The sequence below is a fragment of the Tepidiforma bonchosmolovskayae genome (genome assembly GCF_008838325.1).
GTDB lineage: Bacteria > Chloroflexota > Dehalococcoidia > Tepidiformales > Tepidiformaceae > Tepidiforma > Tepidiforma bonchosmolovskayae.
Genome location: NZ_CP042829.1, coordinates 2,052,393 through 2,072,442, shown reverse-complemented (window position 1 = coordinate 2,072,442; position 20,050 = coordinate 2,052,393). Strand labels below are relative to the sequence as shown.

Annotated in this window: 16 protein-coding genes and 1 CRISPR repeat array; of the genes, 11 read left to right on the top strand and 5 right to left on the bottom strand. The window is 67.0% G+C overall.

All coding sequences use genetic code 11. The features are described from left to right. The first annotated feature begins 24 nt into the window (after positions 1–24). The 6 genes from cas10 to cas6 are packed head-to-tail and all read left to right on the top strand — an operon-like array spanning position 25 to position 6,588. Positions 25–2,418, top strand: a complete 2,394-nt coding sequence (gene cas10 / locus Tbon_RS10405) for a type III-A CRISPR-associated protein Cas10/Csm1 (RefSeq protein WP_192497919.1) — start codon at positions 25–27, stop codon at positions 2,416–2,418. Between the two features lie 2 nt (positions 2,419–2,420). Continuing rightward, entirely contained in the window at positions 2,421–2,900 is a 480-nt protein-coding gene (gene csm2 / locus Tbon_RS10400; RefSeq protein ID WP_158067640.1) for a type III-A CRISPR-associated protein Csm2, read from the top strand. Then, positions 2,893–3,681, top strand: a complete 789-nt coding sequence (gene csm3, locus Tbon_RS10395) for a type III-A CRISPR-associated RAMP protein Csm3 (protein ID WP_192497918.1) — start codon at positions 2,893–2,895, stop codon at positions 3,679–3,681. Before csm2 ends, csm3 begins: the two co-directional genes overlap by 8 nt. A gap of 2 nt (positions 3,682–3,683) precedes the next feature. Then, complete coding sequence (gene csm4, locus Tbon_RS13925) at positions 3,684–4,709, top strand: type III-A CRISPR-associated RAMP protein Csm4 (protein ID WP_192497917.1); 1,026 nt, start codon at positions 3,684–3,686, stop codon at positions 4,707–4,709. Continuing rightward, positions 4,706–5,800, top strand: a complete 1,095-nt coding sequence (csm5, locus tag Tbon_RS10390; RefSeq protein WP_192497916.1) for a type III-A CRISPR-associated RAMP protein Csm5 — start codon at positions 4,706–4,708, stop codon at positions 5,798–5,800. The genes csm4 and csm5 overlap by 4 nt, the downstream gene beginning before the upstream one ends. Further along, positions 5,797–6,588 carry a CRISPR system precrRNA processing endoribonuclease RAMP protein Cas6 gene (cas6, locus tag Tbon_RS10385; protein ID WP_192497915.1) on the top strand — a complete coding sequence of 264 codons (792 nt, stop codon included), beginning with the start codon at positions 5,797–5,799 and terminating at the stop codon, positions 6,586–6,588. Before csm5 ends, cas6 begins: the two co-directional genes overlap by 4 nt. Before the next feature lie 58 nt (positions 6,589–6,646). On the opposite strand, the gene Tbon_RS10380 is transcribed toward cas6, so the two are convergent. The 3 genes from Tbon_RS10380 to Tbon_RS13920 all read right to left on the bottom strand — a co-directional run bounded on the left by Tbon_RS10380 (position 6,647) and on the right by Tbon_RS13920 (position 11,531). After that, positions 6,647–7,207 carry a hypothetical protein gene (locus Tbon_RS10380; RefSeq protein ID WP_158067636.1) on the bottom strand — a complete coding sequence of 187 codons (561 nt, stop codon included), beginning with the start codon at positions 7,205–7,207 and terminating at the stop codon, positions 6,647–6,649. Between the two features lie 120 nt (positions 7,208–7,327). Next, a CRISPR array of direct repeats spans positions 7,328–8,743; the repeat unit is 36 nt; unit sequence GTTTCAGTCCCCTCGCGGGGATTCGATGGTTGCAAC. A 776-nt stretch (positions 8,744–9,519) separates the two neighbouring features. Next, complete coding sequence (locus Tbon_RS10375; RefSeq protein WP_158067635.1) at positions 9,520–10,101, bottom strand: hypothetical protein; 582 nt, start codon at positions 10,099–10,101, stop codon at positions 9,520–9,522. Between the two features lie 1,259 nt (positions 10,102–11,360). Beyond that, entirely contained in the window at positions 11,361–11,531 is a 171-nt protein-coding gene (locus Tbon_RS13920; protein ID WP_192497914.1) for a hypothetical protein, read from the bottom strand. Positions 11,532–14,636: 3,105 nt separating this feature from the next. Here Tbon_RS13920 and Tbon_RS10370 point away from each other — a divergent pair. From Tbon_RS10370 to Tbon_RS10360, 3 genes are read left to right on the top strand one after another with little or no spacing between them, the layout of a single operon-like run. After that, positions 14,637–14,846, top strand: a complete 210-nt coding sequence (locus Tbon_RS10370) for a hypothetical protein (protein WP_158067634.1) — start codon at positions 14,637–14,639, stop codon at positions 14,844–14,846. Next, positions 14,843–15,205: a hypothetical protein gene (locus Tbon_RS10365; protein ID WP_158067633.1), complete on the top strand. Its 363-nt coding sequence runs from the start codon at positions 14,843–14,845 to the stop codon at positions 15,203–15,205. The genes Tbon_RS10370 and Tbon_RS10365 overlap by 4 nt, the downstream gene beginning before the upstream one ends. A gap of 9 nt (positions 15,206–15,214) precedes the next feature. Further along, entirely contained in the window at positions 15,215–15,715 is a 501-nt protein-coding gene (locus tag Tbon_RS10360; RefSeq protein WP_158067632.1) for a SixA phosphatase family protein, read from the top strand. On the opposite strand, the gene Tbon_RS10355 is transcribed toward Tbon_RS10360, so the two are convergent. Continuing rightward, positions 15,712–17,223, bottom strand: a complete 1,512-nt coding sequence (locus Tbon_RS10355; RefSeq protein WP_192497913.1) for a Ppx/GppA phosphatase family protein — start codon at positions 17,221–17,223, stop codon at positions 15,712–15,714. The genes Tbon_RS10360 and Tbon_RS10355 overlap by 4 nt on opposite strands. Before the next feature lie 96 nt (positions 17,224–17,319). Here Tbon_RS10355 and Tbon_RS10350 point away from each other — a divergent pair, with 96 nt between their 5' ends. Continuing rightward, positions 17,320–17,589, top strand: coding sequence for a hypothetical protein (locus Tbon_RS10350; RefSeq protein WP_158067630.1), 270 nt, complete (start codon positions 17,320–17,322; stop codon positions 17,587–17,589). Between the two features lie 84 nt (positions 17,590–17,673). Here Tbon_RS10350 and Tbon_RS10345 read toward each other — a convergent pair whose 3' ends face one another. Continuing rightward, positions 17,674–18,858 (bottom strand): acyl-CoA dehydrogenase family protein, encoded by a 1,185-nt coding sequence (locus tag Tbon_RS10345; protein WP_158067629.1) that lies wholly within the window; start codon positions 18,856–18,858, stop codon positions 17,674–17,676. A gap of 282 nt (positions 18,859–19,140) precedes the next feature. On the opposite strand from Tbon_RS10345, the gene xerD reads away from it, so the two are divergent. Next, positions 19,141–20,049 carry a site-specific tyrosine recombinase XerD gene (gene xerD, locus Tbon_RS10340; RefSeq protein ID WP_192497912.1) on the top strand — a complete coding sequence of 303 codons (909 nt, stop codon included), beginning with the start codon at positions 19,141–19,143 and terminating at the stop codon, positions 20,047–20,049. The last annotated feature ends 1 nt before the right edge of the window (position 20,050 follow it).

Below are 20,050 nucleotides of genomic sequence, written 5' to 3'. Positions count from 1 at the left end.
TCCTGCACTTGCTGGAGCGACATGATGTCCTGGGAGATTTCGGAGGAGACCCTGCGGGCATATTGCGCCGGGTTGTTCCACGACCTGGGCAAGGTATGGGCGCAGGTGCCGGGGCGCGGGACGGAGCCTTCGCGTTTCGACTGCGAGACGCCGGAACGGCACCAGGTGCGGTGGGACGATTGCGACAGCTGCAAACGGCGGTACCGGTACGCCCATGCGGCGATGAGCGGGACGCTGGCGAAGGAGACGCTGCCGGAGTTCCGCGGCCTGGCGGATGCGGCGGCGCTGCACCATGCGCCGAATGCTGGCGAACTCGGCGACCTGGTCCGATGGGTGGTGCTGGGCGACCACCTCTCTGCGGGCGAGCGGGACGACCGGTATGACCGAGTGGGACATGACGGAGGTCGGTCGGCCCCTGCGCTGTTGCACCCGCTGGCAAAGAAACGGGACGAGGTGTTCATTCGGCCGGGACTGCTGGACTCTCGGCTGCTCTTTGGGCAGTTGCGGGCCGGCGATGCCGATTCTGCGCGCGCTGCCTTCGGGGAGGTGTTCGACGGGCTGCGGTCGGGGCTGGAGGCGGCGGCGGCACTGTCGGGCGGGGACTGGCTCGCGCTGAGCGAACACCTCACGGGTGCGGTGTACCGGGGCGCGATGGGCGTGCCGTCGGCGTTTATGACGGCGGTGGCGGATATCCCGCTGGCGACCCACCTGCACCTGGCGGGAGCGTTCGCCGCGGCCCTGGCGGCAGACGGCAGCCGGGCGGAGGATTCGGCCGGGGCACGGATTGGCCTGGTCGCCGGGGACGCATCAGGGATCCAGGAGTTCATCCATGACACGGGGAGCCGGAGGGCGGCCAGGGCCCTGCGGGCCCGTTCCTTTTATATACAGTTGCTGAGCCTGGTCGCGGCCCGCTGGGTAGCCATTCGCTGCGGGGTGCCGCCGTGGTGTGCGTTCTCGGTGGTCGGCGGCCAGTTTGTGGTCGCCGTGCCGGCTGGACGGGTTGGGATGGTCCGCGACCTCCAGGAGGAGCTGGACCGGGTGCTGGTTGCGGCGCACGGACCGGGGCTTTCGCTGAACCTGGCGGGGCTGGTGTGTTCAGGTGAGGAGCTCCGGGCGTTTCACGAGGTTTACCGCCAGCTGCGCGAGGCGCTTTCGGTGCGGAAGTCCCGCAAGTTCGAAGCGCTGGCGCGGAGCGGGGAGCTGTTCCGGCCGCAGGCGGTGGCCTCGATGGGCCGGGCGTGCAGGACGTGCGGCCGGGAGGCGATTGGCGGGCGCGTCGAGGATGACGACGGGGTGGAGCGGAGGGTGTGCGAGTTTTGCGCGTCGCTCGAGGACCTGGGCCGGGCTTTGCTGGATTCGAAGTTTGTCCTGCTGGAGCCCGCGGGGCCGGGTGAACGTTTGAGCGGGTGGCGAAAGGTGATGGCCGAGCTCGGCCACCGGGTGGAGCTCACGGACAGGCCGCCGGAGCGGGTGGTGCGAGGGGCGGTCATCGCCCTGGATTCCGAGGGGCTGAAGAAGCTCCCGTGTGCGCGGCTCGTGGCGACGGGCCGGTATGCGCCGCGATCCAGAGATGGGCTGCTCGACTTCGAGGAGATTGCCGAGCAGGGCGAGGGGCGGAAGCTAATCGCAACGATGAAGGCCGACGTCGACGACCTCGGTCTGTTCCTGCAGCAGTACTTCACGGAACGGCCGCCGTCGCCGTCACGGTTCCTGGCGGTGAGTACGGCGCTTTCGCTGTTTTTCGAAGCGTACCTTCCGGAGCTCGCAGCGGAGCGGTTCCGGAACATCTACCTGGTGTTTAGCGGCGGCGACGATGTCGCACTGGCAGGGCCGCTCTTCGATGTGCTCGATTTCGCAAGCGAGCTGCGGCAGGAGTTCACGCGGTGGACCGCCGGAAACGATGACCTCCACTTCTCGGCGGGCGTGGTGGCCGCACATGCGCATCGGCCGGTGCAGGCCGGAATCGAGGCTGCCGAGGAGGCGCTGCGGGCGGCGAAGGGTCAGCGGCCGAACGGCGCCGAGGCGAAGAACGCGCTTGTCGCACTGGATGTGTGGCTGAAGTGGCCGGGATTCGAGACGGTGCGAGCGTATGAGCAGAAGCTTGTCGAGCTTGTCCGAGGGCAGGACGACAAGAAGCAGCTCGCCCGGCGGGCGCTTCAGCACCTGCAGCTGCTGGAAAAGGCTGCGCCGGGCCGCTACGAGCCGCTGATCTGGCGCTCGTACTACCAGCTGAACCGGGTGGCGAGGGACCACCGGGACGCGGAGGAGGTGCTGATGGACCTGCGCAAGGCGGCGTTTGAACCGGCGGCTGACGGCGAGCCGGGGGGCCGGCGTGTTGCGCTCGCGGCCCGGCTTGCCGAGCTGCGGACGGCCAGCGATGGCGACACGGAACAGAGACGACGGACAGGAGGTGCGTGAGTATGACGCAGTATCAACGGCCGGGCCAGGGAGGCTACCAGGGCAACCGCGGGGCGCAGCAGCAGGGCCGGGCAGCTGCGGTCGACGCGTCGAGATTCGCGTCAGCGGCTGAAAAAATCATTGTTCGCGGCGAGGTGGAGGCCCTGATCAGCCTGGCGGAGGAGCTTGCGAAGAACTCCGGCGCGACGCGCACCTCGGTACGGCGCCTCTACGGCGAGGCGCGACGGATCGATTTCCTGCTCGACCAGGACCGGGCACGGGCACTGCGCAGGGCGAGGCTTCTCGAGCCGAGGCTGGTTTATCAGACTAAGAGAGCACAAAGGGAGAAGCAAAACCTTGGCGAAATCGCGTCAGCTCTTATCGCTATGATTCGCCAGTTAAAACATGATGACCCTCATGAGGAAGAACAGCGATTCAGGAGGTTCGTCGAGTTCTTCGAAGCTGTTGTTGCATATCTTCCGGAAGAAAAAAAGGATGAGTGAAAACGCTGCAGTTATCACTGGAATTCTGACCATACGCTCGACCCTCATTGCCCGGACGGGACTGCGCATCGGCGCCCAGGAGGCATCGCTGACGATCGGGGGCGTCGACAACCCGGTGGTGCGCGACCCGCTGACGCGGCAGCCCTACATCCCCGGCTCATCAATAAAAGGGAAGATGCGGTCGCTCCTGGAGCGGGTTCACGGGCTCGACCAGAACTGGCCGATTCATGGGGACCGCGTCCGCGTCCACGCCTGCAAAGGAGAAAAGGATTACGCAAACTGCACGCTCTGCCAGCTGTTCGGCGCGCCGGCGCCGCAGGAGCGGTGGCTCTGCCAGACGCGGCTCCGATTCTCGGACACCTTCCTTACCCCGGCTTCGGTGGAGCGGCTGATGGAGGCGGCGACGGACCTCCCGTTCACGGAGCTGAAATCGGAGGCAGCGATCGACCGGGTTACCTCCGCGGCGGTCCCGCGCACGATGGAGCGTGTCCCCGCAGGGTCGGAGTTCGGGCCGTGCGAGATCGGCCTGTTCGTCTACCAGGGCGACAATGTCGCCACAGCGCTGCAATGGCTGGCCGATGGGCTCGAGCTGCTGGAGGCTGATGCGCTCGGCTCATCGGGCGCACGCGGCTCGGGGAGGGTCGCGTTCAAGAACATCTCGGTGCGCCGGCTGAAGGTCGACGGCCAGCAGCTGATCCCGGGGGAGGGACCCGCGGTCTACGAGAGCGTTGCCGACCTGCGGAAGGGCCTCGCTGACCTGGTCGCCTGGGCGACTGCGTAGCCATGCCCGCGACTGCCTGGGTCTTCGGGCTTCAGCCGCGAGCGCCACTGCGGCTCGGCTCGCACGCGGAGGACATCGACCGCGCGCGGGCTTTGGCTGCCTCGGACACGCTCTTTGGAGCGCTCTGCTGGGCGACGAAGGCGGTGTTCGGCAACGAAGCCCTGCAGCGGCTGCTGGACGGGCTGAAGTCGCCGGAGCCGCAGCTGCGGATTTCGAGCATGTTGCCGGTCCGGTGGGACGACTCGGGGCCGGGGGAGATTTTCTTCCCGCTCCCGGTCCGCAAGCCGGTCCGCCAGCTCGACGACCGAAAATTGCTTCGGCAGGTGTCCTTCATTGATAGGGCCGCGTACCGGTGGCTGTTCGGGGCGGAGGGAAGCTCCCGGGAGCCGAGGCGGTTCGGTGAGTTGCTGGGCGCCGGTTTAGATGGCCATGAGCTGGCCCGGCCCTGGGAGGTGCAGTCGAGGTCGCGAGTGACGGTCGACCGCCGGTCGGGCGCGTCGGCGTTGTACGAGTCGGCGGCGACCCACTTCGCACCGCCCGGGAGCTCAAACGGAACGGCATCGAGGGTCATTCCGGGGGTAGTCGCGCTGGTGGCAGACGAGGCGGTGCGCGAGCACCTCACCATCTGCCTCCGGGTGCTTGGGGAGGCCGGGATCGGCGGGGAGCGCTCGAGCGGCATGGGCCGGTTCGAACTCCTTGGCCCCCATGCGTGCGAGCTACCGGTCACCGCGAACCCGGCGGCGGGCCCGACCCTTTCGCTCTGCTGGCCGTCACCGGCGGACCTGGCGGCAGGCGCATTCGAGCTGGACGAGACCCGGGGATACCGCGTCGTCGAGCGCGGCGGCTGGATCGCCTCCGAGGCATGGAACGGATGGCGCTCCCGGCGGGTGGCGATGCTGGCCGAAGGTTCGTACCTCGGCGGCAGCGGGCCGGGTGGCGGGCTGGCGGACGTGACGCCGGAAGCTGGGGGCGGGCACCCGGTCTACCGGTACGGGTTCGGACTCTTTCTCGACGAGGTGCGCCTGTGAGCCAGCCGCGCTTGGTCCAGTTCCGTCTCACGTTCCAGGTCCTCACCCCGCTGCACATCGGGTCCGGAATCCGCTACCACCGCGACTACGATTTCCGCGACGAAGGCGGGAAGGCCGTCCGCCTGGTCGACGTGGACCGGGCGCTGGAACTGCTGCCGGACCAGCTGATTCCGCGCATTGCCGACGGCCGGATTGCGGCCGCGCTTGACCCACGCACGCTTGAGCAGGCAACGCGCGCCATCCTGCCGGTGTACGGCACACGCGCCGTCGGGCAGGACCTGCTCGCCTTCATCCGGGACGGGATGGGACGGGCCTACCTGCCGGGGTCGACCCTGAAGGGCGCATTCCGTTCGGCGCTGCTCGATGCCTTCGTTCAGCGGAACCGGGACACGGTCCGGGGGCTGGTCCGAGCCGGGGAAGGATCCCGGGAGCAGGCAGCCCGGGGCGTGGAACGGCGGGCGTTCGATGTCAACATCGAGCACACCGTTGAGGGGCGCGACTTCCCGAACCGCGACGTCAACCGGTGGCTGCGGCTGGCCGATGCCTTCCCGGTCGGGGAGCTAAAGATGGTTGCGTCGGAGGTGCAGGTACGGTCGGTGTCGTCGCGCGGCCGGCAGGCGATCCCGGTGTGGGTCGAGGCGGTCAGCCCGGGGGCGCAGTTCGTTACCACACTGGCGATGGCCCCGGCGGCATGGTCGCCGTGGAAGGAGCTGGATGATGACCGGAAAGTGCTGTTCGGGAGCAACCTCCTGGGCGTGCTCCAGACGTGGGGCGCCGCATTGCGGGAGATCGAGCTGGCGCACTGGCGACGACTCGACCCGGGTGTGGCCTCGAACTTCGAAGGAAAGGTGCCGGCTGGCCAGACTGTTTTCCCGGTCGGTTTCGGCACGGGGTGGGTCGCCAAGACGATCGGCCGGCACCTGCGGGACGACCGTGACCTGATGCGGCAGCTGCTCTACCGCTACCGCCTGTCGCGTTCGAAGTCGCCGGACCCGGCAAACTTCCCGGTCGGGCACCGGGTGGTCGACGGTCCCGGCGGCTGGCTGCCGATGGGATGGGTGATGGTCTCGGGGGCAGAGCCGGTCCGGTGAACGAGCTGGTGCGGATCGAGATCCCCGGCAGGTGGGAGGATCAGGCCGAGGAGACGGTGTTCATCGGCCGGGCGCTGCAGGCATGGTTCTACCGCGAACTCGCCACCCGCGATGACGGGCTCGCCACCGCGCTGCACGATATGTCCGGGGAGAAGCCGTTTTCGATTGCGCTGCGGCGGCAGCCGGATGTGCGGCTGGTGATCACGGCGTATGGACTCCTGGCGCCGTTCGTGCAGGAGCTGAGCCGGGCGATGCCGGATCGGCTCCTCCTCAACGCACGGTGGTGGCGCCGGGAGGGGGAGGCGCTGGTGGAGCGGTGCACGTGGCCGGACCTGGCGGCGGGACTGCTCGCGCCGGCTCCGGAATCGCGGGCGACGATGACCTTCGTGACGCCGACGACGTTCCGGTCACGGGGCAACTACCTGCCCCTGCCCGTGCCGCAGCTGGTGTTCGGGGGCCTGCTGGAGCGATGGCAGACCTGGGCGCCGGTCGACCTCGGCGTCGAGGCGGGGACGGCCCTGGACGGGATCGTGGTCCGGCGGCACCGGCTGGCGAGCGTCGCAGTCCAGCTGAAAGGGCTCGTGCCGGGGTTCGTCGGCGCGGCGGAATTCGAGGCGCGGCAGAGCGAGGGACCGTACGCCGGGCTGGTTGGGGTGCTGGCGCGGTTCGCGCGGTTTGCGGGGGTGGGTGCGAAGGTGAGCACGGGGTTCGGGTGCGTCGACGTTGCGACTGCGGCCGGGCGGCGCCGGGCGGCGAGCGAGCGGGCTTCGGGTACGGGCACCGAGTAAGGCTCGCCGCCGGCTGTGAGAGCGTTCACGGGCGACAGGGCCGGGGGCCAGGCGCGGGTCAATCGGCGGTAGGGTCGACAAGCTCGGGGTGGGTTTCGGTGAGGTAGAGGGCACCGTCCTTACGGCCGAAGTATCGAAAGCCCCCGAGCGCCTTGGCCAGCCCGAATGGCCAATCGGGGATGGGCAGCACGAAGTCGTGGTCGCCCAGGAGCACATCCCGCTGGTTTACGAGGGTCATCCAGTCGAACATGAAGTCGGCCAGCTTCTCGTTGCTCCAGCTGGCGAGGAGCAGGACGAACGTATCGAGTTCCCGCCGGCTGAAATACCAGCAGTCTTTGCAGGTGGTATAGTCGCGCCCGCGCTGCGAGCGCCTTCCGGCCACCCGGGCCCATGCCCGCTGAAGCCGAAAACGGAGCCGGTCGATGGGGGAGTGCGGACGGGTTTGGGTGACATCGACCATGTAGCGAGCGCGGCAGTGCCAGTAGAGGACCCATTCGCCGGCGGACGAACCGGGCACGACGTACCAGGGCGGGTGGGCGCGGCTGAGGCGGGTTTTCTGGAACACGTCGTCGGCGGAAATTGCCCTGTACGTATAGTCGCCTACTTTGAATTCTCGCATGGGCTGAGCTCCGGCCGAGACTGGACGTGTCGTGAGAGCGAACACTGGTGCCGTCGAGTGGCGAGGATTCGACCGTTACAACCGGGCGAACGAGCGCCACGCCCGGATTGACGAGGTGTTGCTGCTGTCCCCTGGCGGGGATTCGATGGTTGCAACGGCAGCCCGCCATGCCGTGCGCCGGGCCGGGGTCGACGTTTCAGTCCCCTCGCGGGGATTCGATGGTTGCAACTTAAGGATCTGGCCTCGAACAGAAGCCTGGTTAGCTTCCTGTTTCAGTCCCCTCGCGGGGATTCGATGGTTGCAACCCCGGCTGCAGACCGTGGAGCGCTGGGCGGCGAGCCTGTCGACCGCGTTTCAGTCCCCTCGCGGGGATTCGATGGTTGCAACTCCGGCACTGTGTACCTCGTCGGGCCCATGTCGGGTTAGTTTCAGCCCCCTCGCGGGGATTCGATGGTTGCAACCCGATTTTCGGCCTGTCCATTTCGGAGGAGGCCGCCGTGCCGTTTCAGTCCCCTCGCGGGGATTCGATGGTTGCAACTCAATGCCGTTCGCAACTATTCGGCGGATCACTCCCTCTCGTGAGTTTCAGTCCCCTCGCGGGGATTCGATGGTTGCAACCGGTACAGCTACCCTCTCGACTTCATCCCCTCGGTCACCCGGTTTCAGTCCCCTCGCGGGGATTCGATGGTTGCAACTGGTCGACGACCAGCTGGCCCACCTTCCAGAGGAACTCGTACAGTTTCAGTCCCCTCGCGGGGATTCGATGGTTGCAACAGCCCCGGCGTCCAGGACGGGGAGTGGGTCACGATCGCTCCGAAGGAGTTTCAGTCCCCTCGCGGGGATTCGATGGTTGCAACGGCGCGTTACTCCTACTCGGGAACGCGAGAAATCGATGAAGAAGTTTCAGTCCCCTCGCGGGGATTCGATGGTTGCAACCATGCGAGAGCCCCTCTCGGAGAGAGGACCCTCAGGCTTCAGTCCCCTCGCGGGGATTCGATGGTTGCAACATCGGGAAGCATGTCTCCCTATGAAGAGAACGTTAAGAAGTTTCAGTCCCCTCGCGGGGATTCGATGGTTGCAACATCGAGACCGTCGAGACGGTCGAGATTCGCGGGATGACTGTGTTTCAGTCCCCTCGCGGGGATTCGATGGTTGCAACTCATGAACGATGCCGCCCGCTTTCTGGCAGCGCTGGACGAGTTTCAGTCCCCTCGCGGGGATTCGATGGTTGCAACTTCACCGTTGAGGTGAATGGCTTCCAGGCCCGCCGCGTTCGGTTTCAGTCCCCTCGCGGGGATTCGATGGTTGCAACTCTGGGGACGGCTCGACACCATCGACGTCCAGGTGCAGCTGAGTTTCAGTCCCCTCGCGGGGATTCGATGGTTGCAACTCCGGCACCCGGTGGATCGACGAAAAATACCTCACGTTTCAGTCCCCTCGCGGGGATTCGATGGTTGCAACAGAGGTGATTGTTCCCGAAGAGTACCGTGACAAGTTCGAGTTTCAGTCCCCTCGCGGGGATTCGATGGTTGCAACTCTATTGACTTCGCCCACCGGATGTGCTAGGGGACGGCGGCAAGCGCAAGCAGTTCGCATCACGCCGCAGTATGCCCCATCGCAGGGGCCGCACGCAAGACCCCTGGCCACGCTCCGCCGCACGGCGGGGACCGGTCAACGCGGAGGGATGCGCGGGAAATGGCCGGGACGCCCGGGCTGCTCACCGGCGAGCCATCAGACAAGTGACGCGTGGCCGTCCCGGGGAGACGGAGGTTGGGTGGCGCGCCCGTACGTCTAGCCGCATTTCGAGGCCGGGCAGAATGGGAAGCCGGCAGCGCGACCTCCGCCCGGCGCGCGCCGGTAATTCCCGGACCACAGGAAGGGGCTGTCGCCGGGGCGACCGCCAGGTGTTGCAAACGGCCGCGTCCCCCCGCCCAGGCCGCCGGGGTCCGGCCCGCGGCTGGTGCTCAAGCGAGCCTGGCGGCCCGGGCGAAGGGCAGAAGCGGAGCCCCCGGTCCTGCGCGGGGGAGTTGGCGGGGTGTGCAGCCGCGGTTCGGACCTGGCGGCGGGAGTCGAGCCAGCTGCAGAGTTTCGTTGCGAGGCGCACCGGGCGGACAGGGATTGCCCGAAGGCCCATTCGCCACGACCGAGCAGGTCCTTTCGGCCGCCTGCGCCTTTGCCGCCAGGCGCAGGCGTGGCAGCCCTGAAGCCTTCCCGAGACGCAGGGACACCCAAGGACCACTGGGGGAGGGGGCTTTCCCTTCACCCCCTATCATCGGTCGCGTGGTACCCCGTCGGCCGTGCTCGAAGCGCTCTCAGGCCTCCGAATCGTCGGACTCTTCTTCGTCGTCCCACTCGGCGGCAGACTTCTCATCCCACACCTTCGACCCCCGCGACCTGAGCCGCTCTATGACCTCGTTAACAATCGGAGCACTCCCCACGACCGTGTATTCTCCGACCGGAAGATCGTCTACAGCCTCACGCCAGTCAAGGGAGTCACACGCCCATTCGAGGTCCATATAACTTCCGTCGTCCAAAACTACCCCAATTTCAGTTGCATCACACCAGGAGGAATTGTAGAACCTTCCACTGTATACTGTCGCTTCTACATAAGCGGAGTAGTCGTCTCCATTGCTTTTGAGCCACCGAGCGACGTCGAGAGAAGAATCCGACATCTCCCTCATCCGACCGCCGATGACCTCGTCTCTAATATAAGGATCGGGATCGAAGAAAGTATCAAGGACAGTCTCGAATCCGAATTCCTTGATGAGACGCATGGCGACCTCCTCAGGATTGTCTGAATTGACTGAAGTGCCATATGCTTCCGCGATTAGCTTTGCCAATCTTTCGGGCGTCATGCTTTTTTTAAGATCTTCCATTGCCTGTCGATCGGGCATTGATTTATTCCTCCAAGTTCTGCGCAAAGATTGGAACGGCAGGGTCGCCTATGCACTGGCGGTTCAGCTTTCCGGGCCACTATTCTGCCGCAGCCCGAACTGCGGATGCAACCCCTTCGCCCGGTTCCTGAGTGGCTGGACGGCGAAGCGACACTAACCTGGCACGTTTACCTTCCGACAGGCCCACCGACATCAACGCCAAAGCAGCCATGGACATCCGGCATTCAACTAAGTGAGCTGTGGATGCCTGGAGCGGCCACACCGGATGATGCTCGTGGCTGGATTCTTACGAAGGAACGCGAGCCTGTATGCGACAAATTCGCGTCATGCTTCTGCGTTCGCAGCAGCGGCACGCCTTCCTCACGCCGAGCTCCGGCTTGCGCGAACGACCGAGGTCAAACAGAGCTCACTGGCAACCCACCGGCTCCGGGGGACCTCATCGAAAGATGACAAGCCCCCGCCCCCCAGCACGACGTTCGCAGCGTCGATGCCCGGCCGTTCGACGGGCGCCGTGGACAGCGCAGGATCCCCTGGCGGCTGGCGACGCGGCACTCGCGGGTGCCGCCTGCCGCACCGGGCCGCGTACCGGCTTCCTTCGCGGCTGAGGCGCCATGGGGCCCCGCGTCGGCGCCGCGTCGGCGCCGACGGCAGCGTGGCCCCCTCCGGTACGCAGCTGGTGCCTCTGGGAACAGGGAGATTCGTACCAACTGCGCACCGCAGGTTGGGCACTGCACGCGCCGGGTTAACCGCCTTCCCCTTGGCCCGAGACGCAATCGGCAGGAGTCAGCTCCGCATCGCCAGGCTGGGCCATTCCGGCAACCAGCGACATCCGGGGCCAAACGGGCGCCGAACCGGCTGCGCACGTTCAGCCTCTGCTACTCGCCAGCTTGTCCTCACCACCGGAACGGGCGAACTCGGCCGTCCTCGCGGACATCAGACCAAAGGGCATCGCCTGGCTACGGCTGCTGCCGCTTGCCCCGCGACAGACTCCTGATTTGGCCGCCCGCCAGGAGGACAAGGAAAACCCACCGCAGGCGAAGGGCGGGCCTAGCCGCGGAACAGGTTGAGATGGGCAAAGTCGGCCAGCCAGCAGGCAAATGAGGTCCGGCGCCCCTGACCAGCTCCGGGACGGCCGGAGCCAGGCCCCGGGCCGCATTTCAGGCTGCACGGGAGCCCGTCGAACGCGTAAGCCCGCAAGGCAGCCCCCGGGGGGGCATACGGGCCTTGCACAGTCTGTGACCGTATGGTCTCCGTGAAGCCTAGGCCGACTGTCCGCTCTTCTTGTCCTTGTCTTCCTCCTCCTGCTCCTCGCTTGCAGCCTCCTCAGGCTCCTCCGAGCGTGAGGTAAGCGGGATGAAGATTCCGCGCTGGTACAACCTCCGGAGCTCCTCCTCCCTCTGCGCCTCCCATTCCTTTCCCTTCTCGTCCATCGTCACTACCTCCCGTCGAGTCGGAACGTGGCACGGAGAACCGGGGTATCGTCGACTGCGACATTTAGGCGACATTTCTCGCGAACGCCGGTCCGCCGTGGGCCAGTATTCTCGCTTCCCTCCGGCTCGCGGTCAACGCGCTGAGGTTAACTTCCAGCCTGTGATAAGAGCAATTATATTTAGATCTAAATCTCACGAAGTTATATACAATACTGGACCTTCCGAAAGATTTTCACGCGCGAAGTTAGTTAGGAATCATTCGAGAGCAAATACTGCTTTAACCTTCAGCAATCAATTGCCTTTTTCCTTATGCATGGAAGGTGTGAAGATCAGAAATTTCTCCTAGAAGTCGGTCGAGATACTACCAGAGGCCAATCAAACCATGATGTCGGACGGCACTCCCGCGAGAGCCAGCCTTGAGCGCATAGCAGAGGCAGCGACCGAAATCACCGGGCAATCGGGCGCCTCGGCTGTTGCCTTCGGCCACCCCACGATGCCAGGACCGGGGCTATGAACATGCTCGTGGGAGACCCCGAGAGCACGTTGAAGCGCGGACCCGACGATGCGGTTGCTCGAGTTCTGCTGGAACGCACGCCGAAGCGGGGCATGCGGGAGGACGCCATGGACGACATGGGCTGGACGCGAGCGCCAAGTCCGCATGAGCAGTCCAGGGGTATCGCCCAGGACGAACCGTGTCGGGACCCGCCTTTACAGGCCCTTGTGCGGTTCTGGTTCCCACCCGCCGGCGCACACAACACCGCACTTCTGCATCTTTGCGAGCCCATTGTTGAACCCGAAGGATGGCGTCGACCTTGCCCGGGAGACTACCGCGATCGTCCTTGCACATACCGCCGGAGGCGGTCGGGGGCCGTCGAAGGCGCAGTCGGGAGTGACTGTCGCCGGGAGATGCCGACATGCGCCGGGCCATGCCAGGAGATAGCAGCGTCGGCCGCCATCGGGGAGGGGCGACGATGACGGCCGTCGGACCGTAACCGACACGGGAAGCTACCGAGGCGTCAATCAGATAGCGTCGTCCAGGCCGCGGCAGGTTCGCCAGGACTCGTTCGACGGCTGCAAAGGGGTCAAACGTCCTCGGACCTACGCGAACAATCGCGGCATCGCGACGGACCGTCCACCATCCGGCGCCCGGCGCCGGACACGCCAGGGCTGATGCACCCCAGTGGAGGAGGCTGCCGTGGACCGGCGATGCGCCCTCGGGCGACGGACCTCGCTGTGTGAGCCGGCCTATGGATTAGCAACCGAGTAGCGGCATCGCCTCTCCTGGGGTGTGCGGATGCCGCGGCCAACGCGCTATGCCTTATCGGCGGGGCGCCTGCCGGCGCCCCGGCGCATCCTGCACGCGGGCAAGGCGGAGCAGCGACCGTGCCGTTGCTGAGCCGGACCCGAAAACCCTGCATGCAGGAATGCTCCAACCCTGTCGGCGGCCGGTGACAACGCCGGTAAGGACAATTTCTTCCTGTCGTCACCCATCGCCTGGACGCCGGGGCGCGGCGTCGACGACCCCGAGTAAGCGACACGGGCCGCGACGTTCATGACCGCTGAGACTGCCAGGGGTGCAGAGGCAAGAGGAGGCACAAGTCGTCCACCTCGGCCGGTATCGGACCCTGGCCGCAATGCTGCCAGATGTGCCCCGGCCTGAGGCCGCCCCGGGACGAGCAGGCTACCGGCACTCCGGGGGCCCGAAGATCACGAGCCAGGTCATTGTGGCCTCGCTAAGCGTCGCGTTGAAATTCCCGCGGTAGAAATTAACATTTACCATGGGCCCAATAACACTCCAGACACCGTCACCGACGTAGGTGGCGCCAAAAAACAACGCCGAGGGTACAGCAACCTTACTCCCCTGCTGGACACAGTGCCCGAAACGCGAATACGCCGCTTGCCGGACCTGCTCCGCCGTCAGGCGCGGGCTTGGGGTTGCGACCGGCGTAGGCGTTGGTGGGGGCGGCGGAGGTGGAGGTGATGTCGGCGTGGCGGTCGGCGGCTCCGGAATCGCTGTTGCCGTCGGTGTGAAGGTCGCCGTGGGCGTGGGGGATGGCGTTGAAAGTGTTCCGGGACCGGGCGATGCGGCCGACGCTTCCGAGACCTGGGTGCGAAGTGCGGCGACCTCCTCCCGAAGGGCCTGCAGCTCCTCGCTGTCATCGCCGCAGGCAGCCAGCACGGCCGCAGCGAAAAGCAGCGTGATGACAGCACCGAAGCGCATAGCCGGGATTGTGCGATCGGCACCCAAGGGTCACAAGGGGGACCGCTCCGTTGACGCGGTGAGATGCCACGACGACGCCGCTGCCTCTACCTTCGAACCCCTGGTAGCAGCTTTGGGAGTCCAGGGCGTCACATGGGCCGGAACGGCGGCACAGCGGCCCAACGTCTCGCAATGCCAGGCGCCGACGACGGAGGTGGAAAAGGTCATCACCGCGAGGTCGGTACCGCCCGGCTGCCCGTGGATTGATGGGCTCGTCAACAACCGTGGCCCGAGGCCGGGACCAACGCCTGGCATGTCATCCACCGGGGCAGGATTCCATGGCCCGGTGGGGCACAGGCGGGCGGGGCCGTCATGCGGCCGGGGCTCGACAGCCGTTCGGCGCCTGAGCAGCCGCGCCGTCGGGACTGCCCGTCCGCCACGCCGCCGATGGGCCGAATGCAGGCGGGGCCGCACCCGGAAGTGGGCCGATTGGGCCGGTCGTGGGCCGGTTGACGGGGGCCAACCGGCCCAGCGGTGGAGCACCCCGGTGAACGCAGCGGTACCGCCGTGGTCGCCAGGAAGCCAGCCTCCTGGTCGTTGGGCCTGATGGGCCGGTTGTTTGAGATACCACCCATTCCTGGTTGCAACTGCGAGGGGGCTGCGTCGCGAGATCGAAGCCGCCGGAGAAGGAGCCCGATGAGGGGGCGCCGGTGACAGCAGTTTGACAGCGACACGGGCGAATTTTAGGGTACCGACGCGACCATAACGAGACAGACGGGGCACCCGTTTGAATCTGTGGCGCACTATAGCGGACTCAGAAAGAGGTATATCACAAAATGGCCGATTTGCGGGCGACGCAGGAACGACATGCGCAAGATGTAGTCACGGGGAACGTGGCCGGGCTGATGGGTGACTTTACGCCCAATGCGATGGCGAAGGTGATGGCGCTCGCCGCCAACCCAATCCGGGCGACGCGGTTCGAGATCAAGGACCTCGGCAACAACGAGGTGGAGATTTCGTACATCGGCGATACGACCCGCGTCGTCTGGAGCAAGTGGGTGGAGAACGGCGGGAAGTGGCAGATTGACGACGTGAAGGAAGTGACGGCGTCGTGAGTGCCGAGCCGGGCGACGTCCGCGCGGCGGTCGAACGAACAGCGCGGGCGGTGATGACCGGGAATCTCGCGCAGGTAATGGCCGACCTTGCGCCTGAGGCGATGGCGCAGCTGATGCAGCTTGCCTCGGGTGCGCAGGGGCTCTCGCCGTCGCAGCTGCCGTCGATCGACGGGTTCGAGGTCGAAGAGGAGGCCGCTTCGCCGGAGGAGGCGCGCTACCGAGTGCGGTTCCGCTCGTCGATGGGCAGCGTGACGGTCGCGACGACGTGGCGGCCGGTCGTGGGGCAGTGGAAGGTGGTCGAGATTGGGCTGGCAGGGTTCGAGCCTGCTGAGGGCGGAGGAACCCCGCCGGGAAGGTAGGCTGGACCGATGGACCTCCTGCTCGTCAGGCACGCGATTGCGGTGGAGCGGGGCACTATGGCGAGCGATGCGGAGCGTCCTTTGACTCCAGAGGGCCGGGCGCGGATGGAGGAGGCCGCCCGGGGGCTGGCGCGACTGATTGCGCCGCAGGCGATCCTGAGTTCGCCGTGGCTTCGGGCTATGCAGACGGCAGAGATCCTGCGGGAGACGTACGGACTGGGACGGGTGCGCGTCTGCGAGGCGCTGGCGAGCGCGGACTACGACGCCGTCATCGAGGCGGCGGCGGAGACTGACGCATCGCCGGTCGCGCTGGTGGGGCACGAGCCGTGGATGGGGGAGCTGCTGGCCTACCTGGTGACCGGGGACCCGGCGGGCATGGCGGTAACGTTCAAGAAGGGCGGGGCTGCGCTGGCCCGGTCGGCAGGGGAGCCGCGGCCGGGCGGGTGCTGGCTCGAGTGGCTGATCCCGCCGGGCGTGCTGCGGCGGGTTGCGGGGGAGCGGAAGGGTTAGCTGCCCGTCGCGTGCTCGACGACGAGGCGGCAGCGCAGCGTGGCCTCGAACCGGCGCCGCCGGTTCTCCAGCTCGTACAGCTCGACGTCGATTGGCGCGGATGCGGTGAGCTGCAGGCGCAGCGTGTCACCTTCGAGCACGGCGCGCACGTCGTGGATGGGTGAAGGGGTGCGCCGGCGGATGGCCCGGGCGAGGCCGAGGAGTGAGGCGAGGACGGCGGCCCGGCGGGTGTCGTCGGGCTGGATGATGGCGCGGTAGGGCGAAAGGTCGGGGGTGCCGGAATCGGCCCAGCGGACGAGTGCGGCGAGGAGGACGACTTCGCGGTGAGCGTAGCCGTGGAGGTCGCCGCTGTGGACGAGGTACTCGGCGTGGCGGTCGCGGTTGTAGTAGTCGATGTGCATGCCGATGCCGGCGAGGCGGGCGGCATCGAGGAGGAGGCTGCGGTCGGCATCGGGCAGGCCGTGGAGGGTGCGGGTTGCGTCAAAGAGCGCGGCGGCTGCAAGAACCGTCGGCTCGGCGGAGATGACGTCGACGCCGTTGGCGAGGGCAAGGCCGGCGATGCTGGCCGCGCGCACGTCGGGCAGGACCGGCGATTCGCCGCGAATCGCCTGCCAGGCGAGGCCTTCGCGGAGACCCTGTCCGGACACGGTGAGGCACGGCGCGCCAAGGATGTCCATAACTTCGTCGATCACGATCGCGGCTGCGTGGAGGAGGTCGGCACGGTTGGCGCTGACGCCGGGGATGCGGCGGCGGGCCTCGGTCGGGACGGCGCTCAGCTCGCGGGCGAGGCGGGTGACCTCCTTGCGGGTCAGTTCGAGGCCGTGGAGCCGACCCAGCGGATACCGCCGCCGGATGCGGACGATCCGGGCGAGGTTGCGCACGGCTCCGCCGGTGCCGAACAGGACCGGCGGAGCGCCGGCGACCGGGATGAAGGAGCGGCGGACGGCCTTGCGGAGGGCGCGGATCTCGCGCGGAGCGGGCGGGTCGGAGTGGAGGTAGGTTTCGCGGCTGTAGATGGCGCCGAGGGGGACGGACTGGACTTCGCGGAGCTGGCGGCCGGCGATGGCCATGAGTTCGAGGGACCCACCCCCGAGGTCGAGGAGGTAGCCGTCGGTGAGTGCAGTGCTGTTGATGACGCCGATGTAGCCGGCGTGGGCTTCTTCGAAGCCGGAGAGGACGCGGATGCGCACGCCGGTGCGCTCGCGGACCCGTTCGAGGAATTCGTCGGCGTTGGGGGCCCGGCGAAGGGCCTCGGTGCCGACGGCGAGGAGGCGCGCGGGGCTGTAGGACTCTGCAAGCTGAGTCATGATGGCGAGCGCGCGGAGGCCGCGTTCCATGCCTTCGGGGGTGAGGTTGCCGCCGGCCTGGCCAGCCCCCAGGCGGGCGTCGTAGCGGGCCTCGTCGATGACTTCGAAGGCGGTGAGGCTGAGGGCGCGGGCGACGAGGAGGCGGACGGAGTTGGAGCCGACGTCGATGACGGCGATGGTCTCGCGGGGGTGAACGGGCATGATCCATTCCCAGCATGCGCCGGGGTCTGGACGGGAGCAAGCCGGGGGCTGGACGGGCGTGGTAGACTGCATGCCAGCTGGTTAAGGAGGTCGCCTGTGCGCCGGAGCTTCGCCATTCTTGTGGCGCTTCCGTTAACGTTTGCGCTCCTGCCGCTTGCTGCCGTCCTGATGACGCGGGGGGCGCCGGCCGGGGATACGACCCTGGTGCTGGAGGAGAGCGGGAGCCTGGCTTCGGACGCAGCGTCTGCGGGCGCCGCGGCGTGGGACGGGGCGGAATTCGGAGGGCGCGACGGCGCGCTGACCTTCCGCGGGGCCGACCCGCACGGTGGTCCGGCGGGCGGCTGCGAGGAGATTCCGCAGGGCTGAGGGCTCGAACGGCCCCGGACGGACATGAAGAACGGCCCGCCGGCAACCGGCGGGCCGTTTGCGTGGGCGGCGATGCGGCACGTCTCAGCCGCGCGGGGGCAGGGCTTCGAGGGCGCGGCCGATGACGAGCCGCTGGATCTGATTGGTGCCTTCGAAAATCTGGAAGATCTTGGCGTCGCGGACCCACTTTTCGACGGGGTGGTCGCGCATGTAGCCCTGCCCGCCGAGGACCTGAACGGCATCGACGGTGACCTTCATGGCGACATCGGAGGCGTAGCACTTCGCCATGGAGCCTTCGGCCTGGAGGTAGGGGACGTTGGCGCCGGCCATCCAGGCGGCGCGCCAGACCATGAGGCGGGCGGAATCGACGGCCATGGCCATGTCGGCCAGCATGAAGGAGATGCCCTGGTTCTTAATGATCGGGCGGCCGAACTGGACGCGGGTTTTGGCGTAGTCGAGGGCGTATTCGTAGGCGGCGCGGGCGATTCCGACGGCGTAGGCGCCGACGACGGGCCGGGTCCGCTCGAGGGTCATGAGGGCGCCGATGGCGCCGGGGCCGGCCGAGCCGCCGGGCTTTGCGGGTGCGCCGAGCTTGTATTCGGCCGGGATGCGGCAGTCGTTGAAGATGACGTTCGCGGTATGGGAGGCGCGGATGCCCATCTTCTTCCAGACGGTACCCTGCTGGAGGCCGGGTGTGCCCTTCGGCACGACGAAGGCGCTGATGCCCCCCCAGCCTTTCGAGCGGTCCTCGGTGGCGAAGACGACGTGGACATCGGCGATTCCGCCGTTGGTGATGAACTGCTTTTCGCCGTTGAGGACGTAGAAGTCGCCGTCGCGGGTGGCGGTCGTCTGGATGTTGGCGACGTCGGAGCCGGCATCAGGCTCGGTGAGACACATGGCGCCCAGGTGGACTTCGTGCTCATCGGAGGCGATGGCGGCAAGCCACTGCTCCCGCTGCTCGGGGGTGCCGGTGGCGGCGATGGCAGCGGCGGCAAGGCCGGAGCTGTTGATGGCGAGGGCGATCCCGGCGCACCCCCAGGAGAGCTCCTCGGCGATGATGGAGGGGATGAGGGAGGAGCCGGCGCCATCGAGGAGGGAGCCCTGCTTCGAGATGCCGAAACCGATGGCGGCGGCCTTCTTGATGAGGTCGTAGGGGACCTCTTCGCGCTCGTCGTAGTAGGCGGCGACGGGGCGGATCTCTTTGCGGGCGAAGTCGCGGGCGACCTGCTGGACGAGCTTTTCTTCGTCGTTGAGTTCGAGCGAGACCATGAGCATCACTCTCCGGGGAAGGACGTGAGGCACAGCTTACCAGCCGGTCGGGGAACGGGGGCCGGGGGTGCGCAGTTCATCGCGGCGGGCTAGCCTCAGGGTATGGAGCGCAGCGCATGGCCCGGGACTGGCGGATTTCCTTTCGTGATACGGGTGCATGCACACGGGATCACGGAAATTCACGGAACGGGGCTCGAAATGCGTGGACACCCGGGATGGGGGCTGCCTATCATTGCGCCGCCCCTGGAACCCACGACCGCAACGGCACCGAGGTAACGCGACGTGACCAACGAGCGCATCGACCAGTTTTTGAATTTTCTCGCTGTGGAGAAGAACGCCTCGACGAACACGCTGAGCGCATACCGGAACGATCTGCTGCAGTTCACGGGATTTATGGAAAGCGCGTTCCCGGGGACTGCGCTGGAGGCGATGACGAAGGACCAGCTCGTCGCGTTCGTGGAGCACCTCCGGGGGCGGAAGTACAAGGACACGACGGTGGCGCGGAAGGTCGCGACGATTAAGTCGTTCTTCAGCTTCCTCGCGGGCGAGGGCATCATCGAGGCGGACCCCACCGAGCAGGTGAAGTCGCCGCAGGTTGGCAAGCAGCTTCCGCGGGCACTGACGGTGGAGGAAGTGGACGAGCTGCTGGAGCAGCCGGCCCGCCGGAACACGCCGGAGGCCCGCCGGGACAAGGCGATGCTCGAACTGGCGTATGCGACCGGCCTGCGGGTGACGGAGCTGGTATCGCTCGACGTGAACGACGTGGCCCTGGAGAGCGACCCGGTGACGGTGCGCTGCGTCGGCAAGGGCGACAAGGAGCGGGTGCTGACGCTGCCGCCGACGGCGGTGGACGAGCTGCGGCAGTACATCTTCCACGTGCGGCCGCGGCTGGTTCGGAACCGGCGCGAGACGGCGCTCTTCGTGAACCGGCGGGGCGAGCGGCTAACGCGGCAGGGCTTCTGGCTGATCCTGAAGAACTACGCGAAGGAGGCGGGGCTCGATACAGCGATTACGCCGCACACGCTCCGCCACACGTATGCGACGCACATGCTCGCCGGGGGGATGCCGCTCCGGTACGTGCAGGATGCGCTGGGCCACGCGAGCATCTCGACGACGCAGATCTACACGCACCTGACCGACCAGCAGAAGCGGAAGGCGTACGACCAGGCCCATCCGCGGGCCTCGGCCTGAG